Annotated in this window: 21 protein-coding genes and 1 riboswitch; of the genes, 3 read left to right on the top strand and 18 right to left on the bottom strand. The window is 45.0% G+C overall.

Going from position 1 to position 22,149, the window contains the following annotated elements; genetic code table 11:
• Positions 1-40: 40 nt before the first annotated feature.
• From thrS to metA, 6 genes are all read right to left on the bottom strand, one after another.
• Positions 41-1,978: a threonine--tRNA ligase gene (gene thrS / locus BN1234_RS06840; RefSeq protein ID WP_054955918.1), complete on the bottom strand. Its 1,938-nt coding sequence runs from the start codon at positions 1,976-1,978 to the stop codon at positions 41-43.
• Between the two features lie 385 nt (positions 1,979-2,363).
• Positions 2,364-3,302, bottom strand: a complete 939-nt coding sequence (locus BN1234_RS06845) for a putative sporulation protein YtxC (RefSeq protein ID WP_054955919.1) — start codon at positions 3,300-3,302, stop codon at positions 2,364-2,366.
• A 191-nt stretch (positions 3,303-3,493) separates the two neighbouring features.
• Entirely contained in the window at positions 3,494-4,627 is a 1,134-nt protein-coding gene (gene mqnC, locus BN1234_RS06850; protein WP_054955920.1) for a cyclic dehypoxanthinyl futalosine synthase, read from the bottom strand.
• A gap of 171 nt (positions 4,628-4,798) precedes the next feature.
• Entirely contained in the window at positions 4,799-6,016 is a 1,218-nt protein-coding gene (locus tag BN1234_RS06855) for an aminotransferase class I/II-fold pyridoxal phosphate-dependent enzyme (RefSeq protein ID WP_082423127.1), read from the bottom strand.
• On the bottom strand, positions 6,013-7,197 hold the full coding sequence (locus BN1234_RS06860; RefSeq protein WP_054955921.1) for a PLP-dependent transferase: 1,185 nt from the start codon (positions 7,195-7,197) through the stop codon (positions 6,013-6,015). The genes BN1234_RS06855 and BN1234_RS06860 overlap by 4 nt, the downstream gene beginning before the upstream one ends.
• 42 nt (positions 7,198-7,239) lie before the next feature.
• Positions 7,240-8,157 carry a homoserine O-acetyltransferase MetA gene (metA, locus tag BN1234_RS06865; protein ID WP_054955922.1) on the bottom strand — a complete coding sequence of 306 codons (918 nt, stop codon included), beginning with the start codon at positions 8,155-8,157 and terminating at the stop codon, positions 7,240-7,242.
• A 128-nt stretch (positions 8,158-8,285) separates the two neighbouring features.
• Positions 8,286-8,418: riboswitch (SAM riboswitch) on the bottom strand.
• A 201-nt stretch (positions 8,419-8,619) separates the two neighbouring features.
• Between metA and BN1234_RS22905 the strand changes: the two genes are divergently transcribed.
• Together BN1234_RS22905 and corA are read left to right on the top strand one after the other, a co-directional pair.
• Entirely contained in the window at positions 8,620-8,748 is a 129-nt protein-coding gene (locus tag BN1234_RS22905; RefSeq protein WP_281177639.1) for a hypothetical protein, read from the top strand.
• A gap of 109 nt (positions 8,749-8,857) precedes the next feature.
• Complete coding sequence (gene corA / locus BN1234_RS06870; RefSeq protein ID WP_054955923.1) at positions 8,858-9,793, top strand: magnesium/cobalt transporter CorA; 936 nt, start codon at positions 8,858-8,860, stop codon at positions 9,791-9,793.
• Positions 9,794-9,850: 57 nt separating this feature from the next.
• Here corA and BN1234_RS06875 read toward each other — a convergent pair whose 3' ends face one another.
• On the bottom strand, positions 9,851-10,858 hold the full coding sequence (locus tag BN1234_RS06875; protein WP_054955924.1) for an HRDC domain-containing protein: 1,008 nt from the start codon (positions 10,856-10,858) through the stop codon (positions 9,851-9,853).
• A 244-nt stretch (positions 10,859-11,102) separates the two neighbouring features.
• On the opposite strand from BN1234_RS06875, the gene BN1234_RS06880 reads away from it, so the two are divergent.
• Positions 11,103-11,411, top strand: coding sequence for a DUF3055 domain-containing protein (locus tag BN1234_RS06880; protein WP_370733792.1), 309 nt, complete (start codon positions 11,103-11,105; stop codon positions 11,409-11,411).
• A 57-nt stretch (positions 11,412-11,468) separates the two neighbouring features.
• Here BN1234_RS06880 and BN1234_RS06885 read toward each other — a convergent pair whose 3' ends face one another.
• The 11 genes from BN1234_RS06885 to BN1234_RS06935 all read right to left on the bottom strand — a co-directional run bounded on the left by BN1234_RS06885 (position 11,469) and on the right by BN1234_RS06935 (position 22,062).
• Positions 11,469-13,415 (bottom strand): FtsX-like permease family protein, encoded by a 1,947-nt coding sequence (locus BN1234_RS06885; RefSeq protein ID WP_054955925.1) that lies wholly within the window; start codon positions 13,413-13,415, stop codon positions 11,469-11,471.
• A complete protein-coding gene (locus BN1234_RS06890) occupies positions 13,412-14,167 on the bottom strand; it encodes an ABC transporter ATP-binding protein (protein WP_054955926.1) in 756 nt (251 codons plus the stop codon). The genes BN1234_RS06885 and BN1234_RS06890 overlap by 4 nt, the downstream gene beginning before the upstream one ends.
• A gap of 100 nt (positions 14,168-14,267) precedes the next feature.
• Positions 14,268-15,275 carry a sensor histidine kinase gene (locus BN1234_RS06895; RefSeq protein WP_054955927.1) on the bottom strand — a complete coding sequence of 336 codons (1,008 nt, stop codon included), beginning with the start codon at positions 15,273-15,275 and terminating at the stop codon, positions 14,268-14,270.
• A complete protein-coding gene (locus BN1234_RS06900; protein ID WP_054955928.1) occupies positions 15,268-15,963 on the bottom strand; it encodes a response regulator transcription factor in 696 nt (231 codons plus the stop codon). The genes BN1234_RS06895 and BN1234_RS06900 overlap by 8 nt, the downstream gene beginning before the upstream one ends.
• A gap of 113 nt (positions 15,964-16,076) precedes the next feature.
• Positions 16,077-17,357 carry a Gfo/Idh/MocA family protein gene (locus BN1234_RS06905; protein WP_054955955.1) on the bottom strand — a complete coding sequence of 427 codons (1,281 nt, stop codon included), beginning with the start codon at positions 17,355-17,357 and terminating at the stop codon, positions 16,077-16,079.
• A 284-nt stretch (positions 17,358-17,641) separates the two neighbouring features.
• Complete coding sequence (locus BN1234_RS06910) at positions 17,642-18,529, bottom strand: ROK family protein (protein WP_054955929.1); 888 nt, start codon at positions 18,527-18,529, stop codon at positions 17,642-17,644.
• Positions 18,530-18,641: 112 nt separating this feature from the next.
• On the bottom strand, positions 18,642-19,532 hold the full coding sequence (locus BN1234_RS06915) for a 5'-3' exonuclease (protein ID WP_156337162.1): 891 nt from the start codon (positions 19,530-19,532) through the stop codon (positions 18,642-18,644).
• A 183-nt stretch (positions 19,533-19,715) separates the two neighbouring features.
• The gene (locus BN1234_RS06920; RefSeq protein WP_054955931.1) at positions 19,716-20,081 is read right to left on the bottom strand and encodes an arsenate reductase family protein; all 366 of its coding nucleotides are present in this window, start codon (positions 20,079-20,081) and stop codon (positions 19,716-19,718) included.
• Between the two features lie 19 nt (positions 20,082-20,100).
• Entirely contained in the window at positions 20,101-21,084 is a 984-nt protein-coding gene (locus BN1234_RS06925; protein WP_082423129.1) for an RluA family pseudouridine synthase, read from the bottom strand.
• A 3-nt stretch (positions 21,085-21,087) separates the two neighbouring features.
• Positions 21,088-21,648: a cob(I)yrinic acid a,c-diamide adenosyltransferase gene (locus tag BN1234_RS06930; RefSeq protein ID WP_054955933.1), complete on the bottom strand. Its 561-nt coding sequence runs from the start codon at positions 21,646-21,648 to the stop codon at positions 21,088-21,090.
• Positions 21,649-21,798: 150 nt separating this feature from the next.
• Entirely contained in the window at positions 21,799-22,062 is a 264-nt protein-coding gene (locus BN1234_RS06935) for an aspartyl-phosphate phosphatase Spo0E family protein (RefSeq protein ID WP_054955934.1), read from the bottom strand.
• Positions 22,063-22,149 lie beyond the last annotated feature (87 nt).

Here is a 22,149-nt window from a genome sequence, read left to right on the forward strand (position 1 = left end):
TTATTGCATATTTATATTCACTTCAAGCTGGCCCGAAACATTAAATTGCGCGGGTATTAATCTCTTCACGAAGCTTGAGAATGACTTCATCCAGGCCCTGTGCTCCAAGATCGCCTTCTCCGCGTTTGCGTACGGACACAGCTTTTGCATTCATCTCATTCTCACCAACAATGAACATGTAAGGCACTTTTTCCAGCTGGGCTTCACGAATCTTGTAGCCAAGCTTTTCGTTGCGTAAATCCGGATCTACAGAAATGCCAGCCAATTGAAGCTTATCAGTAACTTCTTTCGCATAGTCTTCGAAAGCAGTCGATACTGGAATTACCTTAACCTGAACAGGAGATAACCAGAGCGGCAATGCTCCCGCAAAGTTCTCCAGCAAGAAGGCAGTAAAGCGCTCCATGGTACTAATAATTCCGCGGTGGATGACGACTGGACGATGCTTCTGACCATCATCACCTACATATTCAAGCTCAAAGCGTTCTGGAAGCAGGAAGTCCAATTGAACGGTGGATAGTGTCTCTTCCTTACCCAGTGCTGTCTTAATTTGAACGTCCAGCTTCGGACCATAGAATGCTGCTTCACCTTCGGCCTCATAGAACGGCAGCCCCATGTCTTCAACAACCTCACGCAGCATACGCTGGGACATTTCCCACATCTCATCATTCTGATAGTACTTCTCTGTATCCTCTGGATCACGATAAGACAAGCGGAATCGGTAATCATGAATACCGAAATCCTTGTATACGGTTCTGATCAATTCGATAACGCGTGCAAACTCTTCCTTAATCTGATCCGGACGGCAGAAAATGTGGGAGTCATTCAATGTCATAGCGCGAACACGATGAAGACCTGTGAGGGCTCCTGACATTTCATAACGGTGCATCATGCCGAGCTCCGCAATACGGATTGGAAGGTCACGGTAACTGTGCATGCTGCTCTTATACACCATCATATGGTGCGGACAGTTCATCGGACGAAGCACAAGCTCCTCGTTGTCCATAACCATTTTAGGGAACATATCCTCCTGGTAGTGCTCCCAGTGTCCCGAAGTTTTATATAATTCCACATTACCGAGCACCGGTGTGTAAACATGCTGATAACCAAGACGCTCTTCCATATCCACGATATAACGCTCCAGTGTCCGGCGAAGCTTGGCGCCATTCGGCAGCCAGATCGGAAGACCTTGTCCAACCAATTGGGAGAAGGTGAACATTTCAAGCTCTTTACCAAGCTTGCGGTGGTCACGCTTCTTCGCTTCTTCGAGCAGGCGAAGATGCTCATCGAGCTGGGCCTTCTTCACAAATGCAGTACCGTATACACGCTGCAGCATTTTGTTCTTGCTGTCTCCGCGCCAGTACGCTCCCGCAACATTCATCAGCTTAAACACTTTAATTTTCCCTGTTGAAGGTACGTGCGGTCCACGGCACAGGTCAAAGAATTCACCCTGCTCATAGATCGAGATCACACTGTCCTCAGGCAAAGCATTAATAAGTTCAAGCTTATACGGGTCCTCCAGTTCGCCGAAGATGCGAAGTGCTTCTTCACGGCTAACCTCTTTACGGACGATTGGAAGATTTTCTCCGATGATGCGTTCCATTTCTTTTTCAATCTTTTGGAGATCCTCCGGGTTCAGCGGCTCCTCAAGATCCATATCGTAATAGAAGCCATCCTCGATCACAGGTCCTACACCCAGTTTAACGGCCTTTGCACCGAACAACCGCTTGGTCGCTTGTGCCATCAAGTGAGCTGCACTATGGCGCATTACTTCAAGGCCCTCGGGGGAATCCTGGGTTATAATTTCAATAAGCGCGCCCTCCTCCAGAGGAGTTGAAAGATCCACCACTTGACCGTTCATTTTTCCTGCTACAGCGTTCTTTCTCAATCCGCTGCTGATGGATGCTGCCACATCCTCAATGCTGCTGCCTTCCGCATATTCACGGACAGATCCGTCCGGAAGTTTAATACCGATAGCCATCCTGCATTCCTCCTAAAAGAATCGTTGATATCCTATTTCACGTTTGATCCTGATGATCACCCTGCAGGACAAAATAAAAAACACCCGTCCCGCAAAGGGACGAGTGTTATGCTCGTGGTTCCACCCTAGTTCGATCCTTGTGCGATAAGAATAAACTCTACCGCCTGAAAAGATCCTTCATTGGCATTGTGTAACGGCAATGAACCGGCGAAGCCTACTCTCTATCCAGTTCCGCCAATTCAGCTCACAGGATAATTTCGACAGCGCAGCTACAAAGGGGTAAATCAGGTGGCGTTCCGGAGGAAATTGCAGCCGAGGTTCCTCTCTCTGATCGGTCCAAGCCAGCTTGATCCATGTCTTTGTCAATGCTTTTTACGTGAATTTATCAGTTATTATAATCCCGCTTTACAGAGAACGTCAAGTTGTCATTTGCAGCATTTTCAAGAATTGAGCTGCATTCAGGGCAGCTGCAGCAAATTTCTGCCCGATTGTCAAAAATATGCGCGAGTGTACCAATTACGGGAAGATGCGGCTCTCTCGTATGAATGATCATCCTAGCAGGTGATACCGAAATAAGCGTACTTACGACCATATCCTCCATTTCCATTTCCTGATCTAACCGCTCCATAACAAGTCCGTCATTCCTTGCCTTTTCTATCGGTTTCAGGTTGCCGTCCAGCAGAAGGAATTCCTCGTTCCCCTTATGAATGACATGTACAAGCGGCATCAGCGGCTCCTGGAAATAAACAAAATATTTCAGCAGACTGACAAATTCCTCATATTGTTGATCCAGCATAAATTCATCCACTGCATACTCTGCCATTTCCCTTAACTCCTGCATATATGCCCCCATTCTAAATGTCATATAACCATTTAAATTCAAGTCCGGGGAATCATACAAGCTGGCATATATACTGTCCTTCAGCTTCTGCCTACGCTGCTGTGAATAACCGTCCGGCAGATCATCGTCCTTCGCTAACAGCGTCAAAAACCATTGAAGCACCCGTTCAGCCTCTTCCTCATCATGAAATTCAAATTCCTTTAATAACAACCCTGCTGCGAGTGTCTTCTCCTTCACTCTCAGAATATAAGCTGCAGCTGCCTCGGATACGATCAAACGTACCTTTTCAGCCGATGCGGTCCATGAGGTTAAGGGCAGTTTACCGGAACATATCCAAGTTACCCGATTTCCAGAAGCACTAAATGAAAACTTTAACTGCCTGCATTGTTTATGTAGCTCTTTCTGCTTATCTGAAAAAATGCGGTGAAAAACTTCTTTCTCACCGTCGGTCTGCGTGTCGACCGATATACTGAACAGTTCCATGGAATCGCTCCTTTCGGGTTCCCTGTTTCAGTATATGGGGAGCACCTGCGGTATATACGGAACGCTCTTTGGAAAGCTCTGTTAATGAAAATTGAACAAGCCCGATTATCTTTTTCCATCCAAAACAAAAACCCCGCTCCACCGGATTACAACCGGAAAGCAGGGTCTGTCTGTTCAGGATATAGATGGTATTAGTTCTGCATAACAAAATCGCGCTCGATCATGCTGTCATCATGGAAAACCCGCAGAATATCATACTTCGTATTCCGCTGTGCAGGAATATTGCCTGTCTCACGAATCAATTTCACGATCGATTCAATATTCACTTTATAGACGGCGCCAGCGGAAGAAACAACATTCTCCTCCATCATGGTGCTGCCGAAATCATTACAACCATACGAGAGAGAAAGCTTGCCGATTTCAGGACCCATCGTTACCCAGGAGGACTGGAGATTAGGTACGTTATCAATAGCCAAGCGGCCAATTGCGACCGTCTTCAAATATTCTTCCGGTGTCTCACGGTCACGCTTTAGATTCGTGTTATCCGGTTGGAATGTGAAAGGAATAAAAGCCAGGAAGCCCTTGGAATTCCAACCATTCTGGATACACTCATCCTGAGCATCACGAACACGAAGCAAATGAAGTGCTCTTTCTTCCATCGTCTCTCCCAAACCGATTACCATGGTTGCGGTCGAGTTCATACCAAGCTTATGCGCCGTCTGCATAACGTCCATCCATTGACGCCAGCTGCCCTTCAGCCTGCTGACCTTCTGCCGGATACGGTCGTCCAAAATTTCTGCGCCTCCGCCCGGTAAAGAATCCAGTCCTGCATCCCGAAGCTCGCGTACCACTTCTTCCATGCTGAGACCAGAAACATCCATCATTTTCACAATTTCAGCAGGTGAAAATGAATGCATCGTAATGTTAGGAAAACGATTCTTAATCTTGCGGAGCAGGTCCGTATAGTAGCTGAACGGCAGGTTAGGATTCGTTCCTCCCTGCATTAATATTTCAGTTCCATTTACGTCTTCTGTCTCCTGAATCTTCTGGAGAATCGCTTCATCCGAAAGCACATATCCTTCCTCATGCCCCGGTCTCCGGTAAAACGCACAGAATCGGCAGTAAACATCGCACACATTCGTATAGTTTATATTTCGACCAATGACAAAGGTCGTAATCGGATCCGGATGTAATCGTTTAGTCATAATATTGGCAGCATGACCAATCTTCTCAATCTCATTACTCTCAAAAAGAGTCACCGTATCCTCCAGATTCAAACGCTCACCACGCAGCGCCTTATCCAGAATACTATTTACAGTTCCCATATATAGGTCCTCCCTTACATTATCAAAATGACAGCGAAAGATACTTGCTTCAGCATTTTGTAAAATGCTCACCTACATGTTATTTTCTTCACTTATTATCTTTTTCATCGTAACACATAAAGGAATGAAAAACGACATCCTTTATTTCAGGATGCCGCTTCACAAATATGGTTATCGATCTACTCCAAGAGCTTGATCCAGATCAGCGATCAAATCATCAATATCTTCCAGACCAACGGAGAATCGAAGAAGCCCGTCGGTAATCCCGCGTTCATGGCGTACCTTTTCCCCCATAGCGGCATGAGACATCATCGCAGGATAGGAGAGTATACTCTCCACCGCGCCCAGGCTTACAGCAACGAGCGGCAGCTTCACCGCATTTAATACCTGCTTCGCACGCTCACCGGACCCTACATCAAACGAAACAACGGCACCATAACCGCTGCACTGCTTCTCATGTATTTCACGTCCAGGGTGATTTAGCAGTCCAGGATAATATACTGCCTCAATATCCTTGCGGCCGCTAAGCCATGCTGCCAGTTTGGCAGCACTCTGCTCACTATAGGTCATACGAGCTCCGAGCGTCTTCATTCCTCTCATCAGCAGCCATGAATCCTGTACGCCTAATACGGTGCCAAGACCATTCTGCAGCTGTTTCAACCGGGCTCCCAATTCCGGGGTTCGGGCTACGGCCAAGCCAGCCAGCACGTCACTGTGTCCTCCTAAAAACTTCGTTGCACTATGAAGAACGATATCAACTCCCTGCTCGATCGGCCTTTGATAGTAAGGAGTCATAAAAGTATTATCAAGAATCGTTAATAGTCCGTTGTCTTTAGACCATGAAGTAACCTCTTTAATATCCGTAATCTTCAATGTCGGATTCGACGGTGTTTCTATGTAAACAGCTTTCGTGTTGGATTGTAATGCTCCTTTTACTTGATCCAGATCCGTCATATCCACAAAAGTGCATTCTATACCCATCCGGTTCAAAATGCTCGTAAGCAGTCGATACGTCCCACCGTACACATCTTCCGTTACGATAATATGATCCCCCGCCGAAAGCATCATAAAGGTACTTGAAATGGCTGCCATACCGGATGCATAGGCAAACCCCTGAACACCACCCTCAAGCAGTGCAATATAATCCTCCAGTACCTGGCGGGTCGGATTTCCAGAACGGCTGTAATCATGCTGCGGGGGATTAAATATATCTTCATGGTGAAACGTTGAGGCCTGATAAAGCGGAACACTGGAGGCGCCTGTTGCCGCATCAACCTCTCCTCCAAAGTGAAGCAGCTTGGTTTCAAACCGGACCCTCTCATGATCCACTTTTGTTTGATTCAGATGTTCTGCCGGATTCGATTGTTCATTCTGGTTGTCTTGACTCATCTGCCTGCTCCTCCTTCAACTTCAGCTACAGCCGCCTTCAACGCAGCATCCAAATCTGCGATCAGATCATCAACATGTTCAATACCAACAGAGAAGCGAAGCAATCTGTCATCTACACCAACCGCTTCACGGATTTCAAGCGGAATATCAGCATGGGTCTGAACCGCGGGATAAGTCATTAGGGATTCTACCCCTCCCAGGCTTTCAGCAAATGCGATCAGCTTGATGTGACGCAGAACAGGCTCAACATATCTTGCATCTTTTACTTTAAATGAGAATATCCCCGTATTGCCGCTGGACTGCTTCTGTTGAATTTCGTAACCAGGATGCTCTGGCAATGCCGGATAGAACACTTCATCTACTGCTGAATGTTCCTTTAAGAATAAGGCAATCGTCGTTGCATTATATTCATGACGCTCCATCCGCAGAGCCAGTGTCTTCATTCCACGCATCAGTTGATAAGAATCCGAGGGACTTAGCACCGAGCCGATCGAGTTATGCAGGAAGGCTATTTTCTCAGACAGCTCTTTTCCCTTGGTAACAATCAATCCGGCAAGCACGTCATTGTGGCCGCCCAGATATTTAGTTGCGCTATGAACTACGATATCGGCACCGAGTTCTATCGGTCTCTGGAAAAATGGCGTCAGCAGCGTATTATCTACGATCGAGATCAGGCCATGATGGCGAGCCCATCCACAGACCGCTTCAAGATCCGTGACCATCATTAACGGATTCGTTGGCGTTTCAATCACAATCGCCTTTGTATTCGGTTTGCGGGACTGCTCCAGTGCATCCAAATCGTTCGTATCCACATACGTTGCACTGACTCCGAACCTGGACAAAACTCTCTCGATCAGGCGGTAGGTACCACCGTATAAATCAAGTGAGACAATCAGATGGTCTCCTTGCCCAAACAGGGCAAATACCGTCTGTATTGCTGCCATTCCGGAGCTGCATGCGAATCCTGCATCACCGGCTTCAAGCCCTGCCGCCGCTTCCTCAAGCACCGCTCTAGTCGGGTTTTTCGTTCGACTGTAATCAAAGCCTGTACTTTGACTTAATCTGGGATGACGAAATGCCGTAGCCTGATAAATCGGGAATGTTACAGCTCCGGTCACCGGTTCCTCCACAGATCCGATTTGAGCCAGTCTGCTTTCAATTCTTAGATGTTTTTTTTCCATTCTGCTCGCTCCTCCTCCGTCAACTTTAAGCTTCTTCAATTTCTATATTTGAGGTCCAATATCATAAGGTGTTTCTTGATATACATAGTAATTGAGCCAGTTAGAGAATAATAAATTAGCATGGGCTCTCCAGACAGAAGGGGGTTTGCGATTCGGATCATCATTTGGATAATAGTTGCGCGGCAGCGCGATGTCCAAGCCTTTAGCAATATCCCGTTCATACTCCCACCGGAGTGAATCCGGGTCATATTCTGAATGACCTGTTACGAATATTCGTTTTCCATCTTTGGAGGCTACAAGATAAATGCCTGCCTCCTCGGACTCAGATAATATCTGAAGCTCTTCCGCTCCTTCAATATCTTCCCGGCGCACATCCGTATGCCGGGAATGAGGTGCAAAGAACATCTCGTCAAAGCCTCGAAGCAGCTTAACAGTCGGTTCATTTACCGTATGGGGAAACACACCAAAGCATTTTTCGGAAAGACTGTACTTCGCTACACCATAATGATAATAAAGACCTGCTTGAGCGGCCCAACATATATGAAGCGTCGAAGTTACATTGTTTTTGGTCCATTCAAAAATCTCAGTCAGCTCATTCCAGTAGTTCACATCTTCAAATTCCAGTTGTTCAACAGGCGCCCCAGTAATAATCATGCCGTCGAAACGGTGGTGCTTCACTTCCTCAAATGTTTTGTAAAATGACTCCAAATGTTCAGCCGGAGTGTTCTTTGAGGTATGTGATCCCGGATGTAGCAGTACAACATCCACCTGCAGCGGGGAATTACCGATCAGGCGAAGCAGCTGCGTCTCCGTCGTTTCCTTGGTTGGCATTAAATTCAGAATGGCAATCCGCAGGGGACGAATATCCTGATGAAAAGCATGGCTTTCATCCATTACAAAAATGTTCTCCTTTGCAAGGATTTCTTTTGCAGGCAAAGTGTCTGGAATTTTGATCGGCATCATATTTCCTCCTTCGGGTTAATAAATAGAGTGAACTTCAGAAAACGAAGGTGAGAGAAGACCAGAGCAATAAAAATGACCCTTCTCTTATGAGAAAGGCCATATACGTATACGTAAAATATGCTCCTCTCTCATCTGTCAGATTGCAGTGATCCCTAATAAAAAAGATCACGTACATCCTGCAAGAATTAGCACCGTGCGATATTGCTGCCGGTTGCCGGGTTTCATCGGGCTAGTCCCTCCACCTGCTCTTGATAAGATTTCGCTGTATGAGGTTGTCAGTTTCCTAATATTACTGTTTCATACTTTAAATCAAGAATATTTTTTCGTCAAGAAGCTTTAGGTTAAAGAATGGAACATTTCACCTCCTAATTCCATACCCTGTACTAAGCGTCCCCTGTCTATTTCCACCTTGAAAGGTGCTAAGCACGGCGTTATACTAGACAGGTGTTAATTAACCATATGAAAGAGGTGACACGGAAGATGGACGGTGACCCGAGCCAAAAGCTGGAGGTAAACGACGCAAAACCGCATAGGATCAAGATCAGCTTGCCAGTGCAGGGCAGCGTTATTTTTCGTGCGCTCAATTAAAAGCCGCTTTGCCATGCCGCGCCGAAGCAACAGCTCGGCTGTACCGGTAAGCTGATACCCTATGCCTTATTCAATGATGCGCAAGCAGTGAATTAAGGAGTGATATCAGATGAAAATCCGGTTGGTAAATTCGGGTGTTTTTACACCTGTAGAAGATATTGAAACGACACTTGTAGCTCCCCCGGACGGGTTTTATTGGATCGACGCCGATGTCGAAGATTTGGTAGAGCTTCAGCCGCTCTTCTCCCTTCATGATCTGGCTGTAGAAGATACCCAAAGTGAAGAAGAACAGCGTCCAAAGATTGAAATATACGAGAACCACTACTTTATTGTGGTAAACAGCATCCGATTTGATAATGAGGAAATCTTCCTTCGGGCGCTTAACATTTTTCTGGGCAGACATTTTATCATCACCGTAACCAAGCAGAAGATTCATGAGCTTCGGGCGGTGAAGCCGCTGCTCTGGGAAGATGAAGTCAACTCACCGGACCGGTTTCTGTACATTCTAATCGACTTGGTTACAGACAATTACTTCTCCGTAGGAGACCGGATTGAAGCACGTATCGATCAGCTCGAAGAAGATATTTTAATGCATACCAAGAAATCGCATCTCAACGAAATCATCGGTCTTCGAAGCGAGATTTTATGGTTGAAAAAAGTGCTTGGTCCTCAGAAGGAAGTTATTAATACACTCAATAAAAAAGATCTTCGTCTCATCGATGATCAACTGCAGAAATACTTCAGCGATATTTATGAGAATGCTGTGAAAATTTCCGAAACCTTTGAAACCTATCGCGATTTGATGGGTAACCTTCGTGAAGCCTATCAATCCAGTATCGCGAACCGTGCGAATGAGATCATGAGGGTGTTTACAGCCATAACGACGATTTTCATGCCGCTGACGGTTATTACTGGAATATATGGGATGAACTTTGACTTTATGCCGGAGCTTAGTTGGAAGTATTCCTATTATGCGGTCATTGGACTTATGATTTTACTCGGCTCTGGAATGTACTTTCTGTTCCGCAAAAAAGACTGGCTATAAAATACAAAAACGGGTGCCCTTCTTCATGGGAAGGCAAACCCGTTTTTTTATATTCATTCACACTGCGCTGCGCTGATCAATGGCCTGTCTCCGGAACCGGATTCGAATCAAGCGAAGACGTTCATACAAGGTTTCCGTACTGCTCTCTTGCGGAGGCTCCTGCCCGTATACCCGCTGCATAACCGGCTTGAGGAATGTATCTCCAAGCTCCTCAAAAGCTTTCCAAATTGCAGATTGTTCTGGTTCGGACAAACTCTCCAGCTCCATTTGGATGAGCGCTTCCGTATCATATCCTTCTTTCTCTAAGCCTTCCAGCTGTTCAATCAGGTCCCTGCGTGAGAGTCCGGTCTTCTCCGTCAATTGATCCAGCGTTAACCCTTCAGCAATTCCGATCAGCATCTCCCTATCCGTCCGGAAATTATCCAGCTCTTGCTTGTATTTCTGTTCCTTCTGCTTATATAACCAGGACAAGAATACATTTTCTTGCAGCTTATTAAATACCCAATCCAGCGGAAAAGAGGTTGACCGTTCCACCCGCGATGTTATCTCCATCCAATCGGCTCCGTGCTCAGCTGCTTTGTTCACTCCAATACCCGGAAGCTGTATCAACTCCTCCTCTGTCTGAGGGACAAAGGCACTGATCAGACGCAGAACACGATTGCTAGCTATAAAATACGGTGCCTTGCGCCCGGCAGCGGCCTTCTTTCTTCGCCAGGCACATAATTCAGCGTATAGCTCCTCTGAACCAAATAGCTCGCTGTAGCACTGCAGCTTTTGACCTGCATAATTCCTTCCCTTTGCGTCCTCCGGCTCATGAAATATCCCTTCAATAGCCGGCCGGTATCCCTCGCTTAATTTAACAGCAAGGCGATGCCGGTATACACATAACAGCTCCTGCCACGAGCTGCCCTCATACCATTCCTCGTTCTGTCCGTAACCGTCTCCTTCCATGTCTCTCCAACCCACGCGCCATAACCCTTCCTCTTCTCCGATCCATACCTGTGCTGCATGCTCTTCACTTGCTTCACTCATTCTGGACATCTGGTTCATGAATACAATCTGCATCCTTACCTGCCTCCATTCATCTATTTAACTAACCGTACAACGCAAAAAAAGCACCTCTCTTTCGCCGCAGCGTCAGAAAGGTGCTTCCCTCGAATCAAACGAACGTTATACTGTTAAACACATGATACCATATTTTGTAACAAGGTCAACCATGTCATTCATATTCGTTACGTGCATAGGTTGTTTCCAGCTTTTCCTGTATAATGGATGGACAACATACATCCCTGCATAAAGGAGTGAACCAATGGATATGAACGGACAATCACGTCAGCTTGATTATTTATCAGACTCTACAGAGTCTACATCCACCCGTTTTGTTACATTTATCGGCCCATCGCTGAAGCGATTTGATCTGGCTGTAACCACAACCAACCTTTTTTACGGAAAAAAGCTCGTCACCGACCTTCAATTCGGAAGAACAGCTATCCTTGCCGCCGATGATCTGGAGCAGGAAGGCTATCTGGAACGCACCTATAATCTAAATCCCGACGAAGCGGACGATCTGCGCGAATTTTTAGCACAGGTGCTGGGCGATGCACACTTCACCGATTAAGAAATCCGGGGACAACAGCGATCGGAAGAATGATCCATATTCGTAGTGATGAATGGCTTATAACGCTTCCTTAATCACCTTTTTATAGAACAGGACAGACAACAATCCGAAGATGGAATACAGTGCTGTATACATGAGCATAACGATAATCATAGGCGTCCATAACTCTGTCCCGAAAAAGAACCAGCCCGATTTAACAGCAAAGTAGCTGTGAAATAATCCGATCACAAGCGGAATACCAAAGTTAAATAACTGCTTCGCTTGAATTCCCCGAAGAAGATTTCCTTGCGTAAATCCGATTTTTCTTAAGATCGTGTAATTTGCCTTTTCTTCCTCAGCTTCATCCATCTGTTTAAAGTAAAGGATACAGCCGGAAGTGATAAGGAATGTTAGGCCTAAGAAGCCTACGATGAATATCGTCAGTCCCATGTTTATTTTCTGGTACTTGATTAAATCGGATTGTGACTGATTTTCATAAGATTCTCCCAATCCTAATTCATGAAAGATGTCGTTCGCTTGCTCAAGCTCGGATGAATCTTTAATATCAACGCCGAAATTAACTGAATATTCTTTCTGAATCTGCGGATCCAATTGCTCTGCAAGCTGTTGGTACACCGTATCATCCACAATAGCCGCAGGCATCCCGCCGTTACTAAAGAACCAAGAGAGAAGGGTGTCCTTATTTATTCCGATGAGATGCTGTGGGATCGTTTGACTGACGCCTTTAAACGAAATATCCCCTGTGTTTTGAAGAGACATAAAATTCTGAATCGCATCACTCGATCCTGTAAATAACGTCTCGGTTGGCTTTAGGTCTATCCCTTCGGCCTCTTTGTCACTAATTACTGAGAGAGTAATTTCACCTGAATCGCCAGATAATCCAACTATGCTTTGACTCATAATTTTGGAGAGATCCGTATTCACCTGCAGTACGTTTCTGCGTATGATATCATACTCAATACCCTTAGCCTCCAATGCTTTAATAAAACGGTCTTGTTCTTCGGTTTGAATGACAGAGAAGTCATATGGCGAGCTTTGCTGCGCAGTTTTCTCTACCGAATAATAGGAGATGTAACTGAGTGACAGCAGGCCGATCGCCAGCGCAGAAACGGTTGTAATTACCGTTAACAGTATAGCGTTAGACTTCATGCGGAACATGATGGATGAGAGAGACAGCACATTATTTAATGACAAGTAACCTCCCTTACTTTTCCGCACCAAATTAAAAATAAAGCTGACAGAACCCTTATAGAACAAATAAGTCCCTATAATGACTGAGCCAAGGATCAGAATCATATTTAGAAATAATTCACTCATCTCTGTCAGATCGCCGCTGAATAACCTGGACGATACATAGTAGCCGTAAATGACAAGCCCAATGCCCGCCAAGCCTATGATCATTTCCACAATGGACATCTTTTTCACAGCGGTTTGTGTTGTGGACACCACTTGGAACAAGGAAAGAATGCTCTGTCTCTTGATAAACAGAAAATTCATTACCATAATCAGCACATAGATGGCAGCGAATACTACGAGGGTCTGAGTAAGAGCCTCTGATGAAAAACGTAAGCTGGCATCTGTTTCCACACCCGTAATCTTAAATAAAACCATAAGTATTAACTTTGATACGGAAAACCCTGCAAAAATCCCGACCAGCATAGAACCAAAATACAAGATTAAGTTCTCGGTGCTTAGAATCCTGAATATTTTCCCTTTGGTTAGTCCGACTAATTGGAACAATCCGATTTCTTTGCTGCGCCGTTTAATGAAAATATTATTCGCATACAGCAGGAAGATCGCCACAATCGCCACCAGCAAAACCGAAGCTGCTCCCAAAGCCGCCCCGCCTTTGACCGTGCCCTTCGCATCATCCATAGCCGGATCGTACTGCAGCGTGACGAAAGAGAAATAGAGAGCGACGCTAAATATCAAAGCAAATACATATAGATAATAATTTTTGATGTTCTTCCTTAGATTGCGGTAGATGAGGTAATTGATGTTCAATTTTGAACACCGCCCAGCACACCTTGTGTCTTCATAATATCGTTGAAGAAGGCCTGCCTTGTCTCTTCACCCTTATTCAACTGTGTATAAATCTGACCGTCCTTTATGAAAATGACTCTGCTGCAGTAACTTGCAGCTACCGGATCGTGTGTAACCATCACAATGGTCGATGCCAGCCTCTCATTTAAATCACTCAATTTGCCCAGCAAGTCTGATGCCGACTTTGAATCCAGCGCACCCGTTGGCTCATCTGCAAATATGATGCTCGGATCATGAATAAAAGCACGCGCTGCCGATGTCCGCTGCTTCTGCCCGCCGGATATTTCATTAGGATATTTATCTTTCAAATCAAAGATACCAAGCTCTGTGGCTACTTCTTTAAATTTTTGGTCTGCTTCTTTTTTAGATACCTTATTCACAGACAGCGGCAGCAGCACATTTTCTTTAACCGTTAATGTATCCAGCAGATTATATTCCTGGAAAATAAATCCTAAATGATGCTTTCTGAATTCAGCCAGCTGCTTCTCCTTCATACCGGTGAATTCCTTGCCCTCAACGCTGATACTCCCTTGACTTACCTTATCAATGGATGAGAGCACGTTCAGCAGTGTCGTTTTACCGGATCCGGAAGCGCCCATAATACTTACAAATTCGCCCTTATCTACGGAAATATCTATCCCTTTTAATACTTCCTGTTTATTGAACTTGTTTCCGTAAGCTTTATATATCTTATTGGCTTCAAGTATAACCATATTTACTCACTCCTTTTCTTCTTACTCTTATCATAAAACAGCGGCCGCACTCTTTTCCTTCGATTCACCGAACAAATGATTAAAGCATGTGACAGTGTTGTCACATGCCTCGAATATTCTCGAATTCATTTTTTAACGGAAACGTTAGGGTGAAGGTAGTCCCGGCATGTAGCTCCGATTCCACATCCAGGCGTATGAGTAAAGACCGTGAAACCTTCTTCGCTAAATACAGTCCCATACCGGTTGCAGCGCTGTCCTGGTGCTTGGTTGTTGACGTAAAGCCCTTATCAAAAATGCGCGGCAGATCTTTTGGGTCGATCCCGCGCCCGTAATCTTTTATCATAAGTACAGTCTTATGTTCCTCATTAAGCCGGCTTTCGATCATAATATCGGATGCTTCACTGTATTTAACCGCATTGGTTAAGATCTGCCTCAAAATAAAACCCAGCCATTTCGCATCACTTAACACTTCGCTAACCTCTAAATTTACATCAAAACCAATGCCCTTCTGCAAGCACCAGGATTTTAAGTCTTTAATTTCTTTAAATATGATCGGTTCGAGCAAGGATAACTCGATATACAGATCATTCTGAATGAAAGGAATACGTTTCTGATGCAGCTGCTGATCAAGCAGAAGGTGAATTCGGAGCCACTCATACATTAATTGTCCTTTTAGCGTTTCGTTATCCATGCGCTCGATCATTAAATGCATTGCGGTTAGTGGTGTTTTCACTTCGTGAATCCAGGACAACAGCTCGTCCTTCTCCTGCTCTAACTCGATCATGTGTTGAGAAGATTCCTTTAGATATCGTTCATTCTGAAGCGTCAATGCCGTTTCGACGATCTGCTCGAAGGGGCTCTCTGCTTCCATAATTCCCTCTATCCCTGCCTTCTGGTCCCAATCCTCAAGACTTTTATAAAACCTGGTTTCCTTATGGTATCGCAAAATAAAAAAACCAACAGAGATGAGAGACGTCAGAAATACGATGTACAGAATAGGCGTAAACGGAATAGTGGTATCAATAAAAGAGACAAACAGGATAAGCAGCTGAAGTATGATCCAAAATATAATCCAGCTGCGCCGCTCTGAGACAAACTTTTTAAACATATGGCTGTACCTCTTCCGTAGCCATGTATCCTTGTCCTACCTTCGTCTCAATATAGTCGCCTAATCCGATGATCTCAAGTTTTTTGCGCAGACGGTTTAAATTAACCGTTAATGTATTGTCACTTACAAAATGCTCATTATCCCATAAGCTTTTGATGATTTCCTCCCGGCCCACGATCTGATTCTTCCGCTCTATAAGCACCTTCAAAATAAACATTTCATTCTTCGTAAGTTCAACCGTTCCCTTCTCATGGGTCACGGTATTCTTTACATACTCGATGGTTGCCCCCCGCCAGGTCCGAAGCTCCGTTCGTTCTGTACTGTAGTTGTAGACACGGCGTAATATCGCTTGAATCTTGGCAATCAGCACGTCAAAATGAAACGGCTTCTGGACAAAATCATCTCCTCCAAGCTGCATGGACATCACCATATCTGTTGGATGATCCCTGGAGGATAGAAAGATGATTGGAACATTCGAATGTGCCCTGATCATCCGGCACCAATGAAAGCCATCAAATTTGGGAAGCTGGATATCAACAATAACAAGATCCGGTTGTATAACGGTAAATTCCTGCAGTACATTGCCGAAGTCCTTAACACCATAAACATCATAAGACCACTGGGACAATCGCTCCTCGATTTCTTTATAAAGACTAATGTCATCTTCAATTAACATGATTTTAAACAAGTCATCACCACATTATTTCGTTTGATTAGGATATTCTCCTTATTAGAATAACCCAAATAAAAAGGGATGTCTCCACTGTCATATATGATATGACTGTGAGCCATCCCTATTATCTACACGGTGCAATACAAACCATGCTTCTTCACAACTGCTCTGTATCGGTCAATGAATTGTCCGAGTTCCATACATTGCCCAGCGTTTAGCCTGGATTCCTCAGCTGCAAAAGCCATCATATGGCTTTGCAGAGAAGCAGATACGGAAGTTAAAGAACTGCCTGTAAAGAACTCAACTTGATTACAAAATTCACGGAGCATCCGATCAGTGCCTTCTCGGCCCCTATCTTCAACCTGTACCTCCGTACTTCCACCATCTGCGAAGGAATAAACCGTAAACGTCTGCTTCGCCATGTTACCCCTAATCTCTCCGCGCGTTCCTGAAATCTGTACCATTCTGGAGCTGTCATGGGTGAATGCAGACAACGAAAATGAGGCTGTAGCTCCATTGCCGAACTGCAAGTTTACATTCTGATGATCAACCACATCATTATCACAGTGATAAACACAGCGTCCATAAGGCGTATTCGGCAGCTGTTTCCGGATCGTCTGATCCGACAGGTCCTCCGAAAAATGCTGTGCATGTCTCCGGCCTTCCCCCATGTAATAGCGTTGATCCACATAACAGCAAGTCTTCACATGCGGGCAACCATCCGAGCAGCGCTCCGTTGCTCCTTCCGGTGCCTGTTCTTTTGTAAAATGAAACAGCGATCCAAAGGAAGTAAGGCGCGTGCATTTATCGCCCATTAACCAGGATATCAAATCCAGGTCATGACAGGACTTAGCAAGAATCAGCGGGCTTGCTGACACAGAATTATTCCAGTTACCCCTTACATAGCTATGAGCCATATGGGCATAGCCGATATTTTCCCGAAGCTGAATATCGACAACTTTACCTATATCGCCATTTGCAACGACCTCATGAATCCCTGACCAGAAGGGAGTATAGCGAAGCACATGGCAAATGGTCAGTAGACGGTTACTTCTTCGGGCTGCTTCCTCCAGCTGCAAGCATTCATATGGAGATGGAGATATCGGTTTCTCGAGCAGCACATGATACCCTTGCTGCAGTGCAAGCATAGCCACTTCATAGTGCATCCGGTCCTGGGTACAGATCCACACTGCATCTGCAAACCGGGGCTTCCGGAGCACTTCACGCCAGTCTTCATATACATGTTCTTTTGGTATATCATAGTCTTCCGCGAAAGACGATCTGCGAATAGGATCAGGCTCTGCTACCGCCGCAAACTTCAATTGATCAGGGTGATTCCGCGCATAAGGCGCATACACGTTAGCCCCGCGAACACCAGCACCAATCAGTATAGCCTTTATAGTCATAATGATTACTCCTTGAGAAACATAGATGCAATAATAAATCCGTTGGACGACATCCATTAATCGTAATCTTTCATAATATGGTATACCCGAACTAAAGTCCATTGTCAATTGGAGGAAAGACTAAACCTCATTGGCATTTTTGATGAAGCAAGTAATGCCCTGCTATCCCCCACAAAAATGGTTGCTTATGAAAAACCGGCGGGGAAATTTCCCCACCGGTTTAGGATCATTCCAAAACAAGCCTATGCTCCTTTTCCAGTACTTAGACTTGTTGTTAGTTCATCGATTTATTTTATTGCAGCTTCGTCAACGGCAAGCTTGGCCAGTGCTAATGCACCGCATAGTCCTGCATTGTCACCAAGCTTTGGAGATACAATATATTCAGCAATATTCTCATTCAAACTTGGATGCGGCACATACCCTGCCAACATTTCCTGAAGTTTTTTGTGAATCAGAGGAAACAGCTGCTGCTGCTTCATCACTCCCCCGCCCATAACAATTCTCTGCGGAGACAAGATTAACACATAATTCATCAATGCCTGTGCCAGATAGTAGGCTTCCATTTCCCAAGCAGGATGGTCCGGAGTCAGATCTGCTCCTGCAACCCCCCAGCGTTTACCTAGAGAAGGGCCTGCTGCCAAGCCTTCCAGGCAGTCCTTGTGATAAGGGCATGTTCCTTCATATTTGTCTTCAGGATGACGACGAACCAGAATATGACCCATTTCCGGATGCGAGAGACCATGAATCAGCTTGCCGTCCACAACGGCACCCGCACCTACGCCCGTGCCAATGGTAATATACAAGCAGCTGTTCAGACCCTTGGCAGCTCCCCAAGTGTGTTCTCCAAGAGCAGCACCATTTACATCGGTATCAAATCCGACCGGTACATCAAAACGTTCCTTGAGTGCTTTCACAACATTGAAATTACTCCAGTGAGGCTTTGGGGTTGTCGTAATACAACCATACGTAGGGCTTTCTTTAACAGGATCAATCGGTCCAAAAAATCCAGCGCCGATTGCCTCTACCCCTTTGTCTTCAAAAAAAGCAAACACCTTCGCCATTGTTTCCTCCGGCGTAGTTGTTGGAAAGCTGGTACGTTCAATAACTGTACCTTCCTCTGTACCAATACCACATACAAATTTAGTACCGCCCGCTTCAATCGCTCCAAGAATCATGTCAGTTCATCCTCTCCAAGGTGTAAAAGCCCATTCTATATGTGTTTTACTTATCTATCTATCAAAATGTTCATGTCTCAAGATACGCTTATCAGAGTAATCCCCTGATTCATCAGTTGACCATGGCCGCGCCCATCAAATGACTTAAGCTCTTCATCTCAAGTTCCTCAAGCTTCATTGAGACACGTTCATGGTTGATCTCCAGAATACAGAGGTCCAATTCACATTCCAAAGGCACTTCGCAATGAATAGCTGCCAGAGACCGTGACAAATGGAGCATATTTAAATCAGATTCAATTTTACTGCGAACCCCTTTTGTAAGAGAATCCATATTTTCAAGAATACCTTCTATTGTTTCGTATTCCTGGATCAGTTTCACGGCTGTCTTCTCGCCGATTCCCCGTACTCCAGGATAGTTATCGCTGGTATCACCCATTAGACCCTTGACGTCAATAATCTGATGAGGGAGAAGTCCTTTCTCTTGATACAGCGAATCCGGCGTATAAACCATATAATTGCCGTGACCTTTTTTCATAATAATAACAGAGACCTGTTCATCCACAAGCTGAAGCAGATCGTGATCACCCGACAAAACCATAACCTTCATCTCTTTACCATAACGACAGGCCAGTGTTCCGATACAATCATCGGCTTCAAAGCCTTCAACACCTAGATTAGGAATGCCAAGACATTCGGTAACCTCTCGGATTAGAGCGAACTGAGGTACCAAGTCTTCCGGCGCATCCGGGCGGTTACCTTTATAAGCTGCAAATTGTTCACTGCGGAAGGTCTTGGACGGCATGTCCCAGCAGCAAGCAACATGTGTAGGCTGAAATGTATCAATAGCATCCCATAGATAGCGAAGGAAACCATAAATTGCGTTGGTTGGAATTCCAGCTTTCGTACGACGGATATACCCGTTTGCAGCCGTGGCATAATATGCCCGGAACAGCAGGGCCATTCCATCGACCAGCAGCAGGGATGGCTGTCTTGTATTGTTCAATGTACAAATCTCTCCTTGCATATATGTTCAAAATCATGTTATATCACAGTTCCTATATCTTTGTCATTATATCATATATGCAATAATGATAGAGTTAAGAATGATATAAAGCCCCGGAAACAATTGTTCCAGGGCCTCTTGTTTTAGTGTGATGGACCATGCAATCTCGTACAAGCCACTACATTACTTTGCCTTCCAAATGTTTTCGAACATGTCCTCTTTATAACCTACAGTTACCTGCTTCCCATCTGTTACGATTGGACGTTTAATAAGCATTCCATTGGAGGACAGCAGCTTGATTTGTTCCTCTGCAGGCATGCCTTTCAGCTTGTCTTTTAATTCCATTTGCTTGTATACTTCACCGCTCGTGTTAAAAAATTTCTTCAGCTCAAGTCCACTCTTATCGATCAGAGAAGATAGCTCCTCTGCAGTTGGCGGGGTATCTTTAATATGCCGGAGTGTCAGTTCATGTCCTTCATTTTGCAACCATTTGACAGCGTTTCTGCATGTCCCGCATTTAGGATAATGATATACAGTAAGTTGACTCATGGATGTACTCTCCTTCTTCTTATATCGTTTCATTCAATCGTTTTATCAGCTCATTCATATCTTCAGGAATCGGCGCTTGAAAGGTCATTCGTTCACCCTTAATCGGGTGAATCAATGTTAACAGCTCGGCATGCAGTGCCTGCCGGTGAATAAGTTCATCCAGCTGGATTATAGACGTATATTCATCTTCATCTACTTGCCGCTCAGCTATCTTATTATCTTCATAAATCGGATGCCGGTACATTTTATCCCCAATTAAAGGATTACCTATACTGCTCATATGTACACGAATCTGATGCGTCCGGCCTGTCTCAAGCTTCAGTTCTACGAGAGAAGCCTTTCTGCCATAGCGTTCCCGCACGTTATAACGTGTCAGCGAAGGGTAACCGTTCGGCGTAACGATACGCCGGTGCGGTTCTTCCGGGTCCCGGTCAATCGGGCCATCAATATATCCTGCAGCTGGATCTGGAACCCCATGAACTAGCGCCAGGTATCTCTTATCTACCGTACCCGCAATCATTTGTTCGGAGATATGCTGATGAACATACGGATTTTTAGCAATGGCAAGCACTCCCGAGGTTTCTTGATCCAATCGGTGAATCGCTCTAAAACGGTAATTCCAGCCCTTCTGCTGCCAGTAATGAACCACCCCGTTAGCCAGTGTATCCGTATAATGACCATGCGTTGGATGCACAATCCTCCCTGCTGCCTTATGAACTACCAGTAAATGCTCATCTTCATACAGGATATCCAGATCCATAGGCTGCGGCAAAATATCATCCGACCGCTCCTGCTCCATCCGAATTTCAACCAAATCTCCCGCACTTACCTTCACACTGATATAGACCCTTGTTCCATTCAGCATGATCCCTTGCTCTGTCAGCTTTAGCCGTGATAAGAGTTTTCGTGACACTCCCATTCGCTTTTGCAGCACGGTTTTTAATATAACACCATCATCACTCTCAGGCACCTTATAAGATATAGGCGGGTAATACAACTCCATCAATTATCGAAACACCTTTCCACTTCGCACATATTCCATATCCGGGACGCCTGCACGTACATTAGCGGTACGGGCTGTAACAAAAAAGTAATCAGACAACCGGTTTAAATAGCTGCGTACTTCAGCGTTGATTTCAGTCTGGCGCGCCAGTGTAACCGTCAACCGCTCTGCACGGCGGCATACGGTACGGCATACATGAAGCATAGAAGACAAGCTGCTTCCTCCCGGCAAAATAAACCGCTCCAGCGGCGGATTTTCCGCTTCGAAAGCATCCATCCACTCCTCAAGTCTCTCCACCAACGAGCCGTTCATTTTGTATTTATCCTCATTATGTCTCGCATAAGCAAGATCTGATCCGCAGTCAAACAATTCATGCTGAATCTGGATCAGCTGCTCATACAGTTCATGAAAGCCCGCTGCTTGCGCCAAACCGACCGCCTGTCCGACAAAACTGTTCAATTCATCTATCGTTCCGTAGGCTTCAATCCGAGGATCATCCTTAGGCACTCGGCCGCCAATAATTGACGTCTCGCCTTTATCGCCGGTTTTTGTGTATACCTTCAACGTTCATTCCTCCTTATTCCGCACTATAATTATCCATGCTGCTGCTTTTTTAATTATGTTTCACTATAACATAACTTCTTGTGCAGATGAATCTAACCTGCTTTAGATCAAAAAAGGAGACCATTAATGGTCTCCTACTTTATCATTTCATTATAATTTCCTTTTAGGGTAGGTCTTCATATACTCATTGATCTTTAAGTCCAGCAGACTGCTAATTTCAATAACGATTTCTGAAGTAAATGACTGCTCTTCTAAAAAGATCTGTTCCATTTTACGGCGGAGCAAATGTATCTCTTCTTCCAAGGTAATATCCTGAGGATTGGATTTCGCAGATTCCATAGACCACTTATTAGGATCTTGGCTTTCGCCTACAAAATCACCGCAGTGAGGCGACAATTCGTAATCACAATACACTGGCAATCCCTCCTTGGAAAATTGAAATAATGCTCCCAAATTGAAATTATACCATAGATATTTGTAATGAAAAGTAAAATCTTTGTA

This window comes from Paenibacillus dakarensis (genome assembly GCF_001373415.1).
Classification (GTDB): domain Bacteria; phylum Bacillota; class Bacilli; order Paenibacillales; family Paenibacillaceae; genus Paenibacillus_AQ; species Paenibacillus_AQ dakarensis.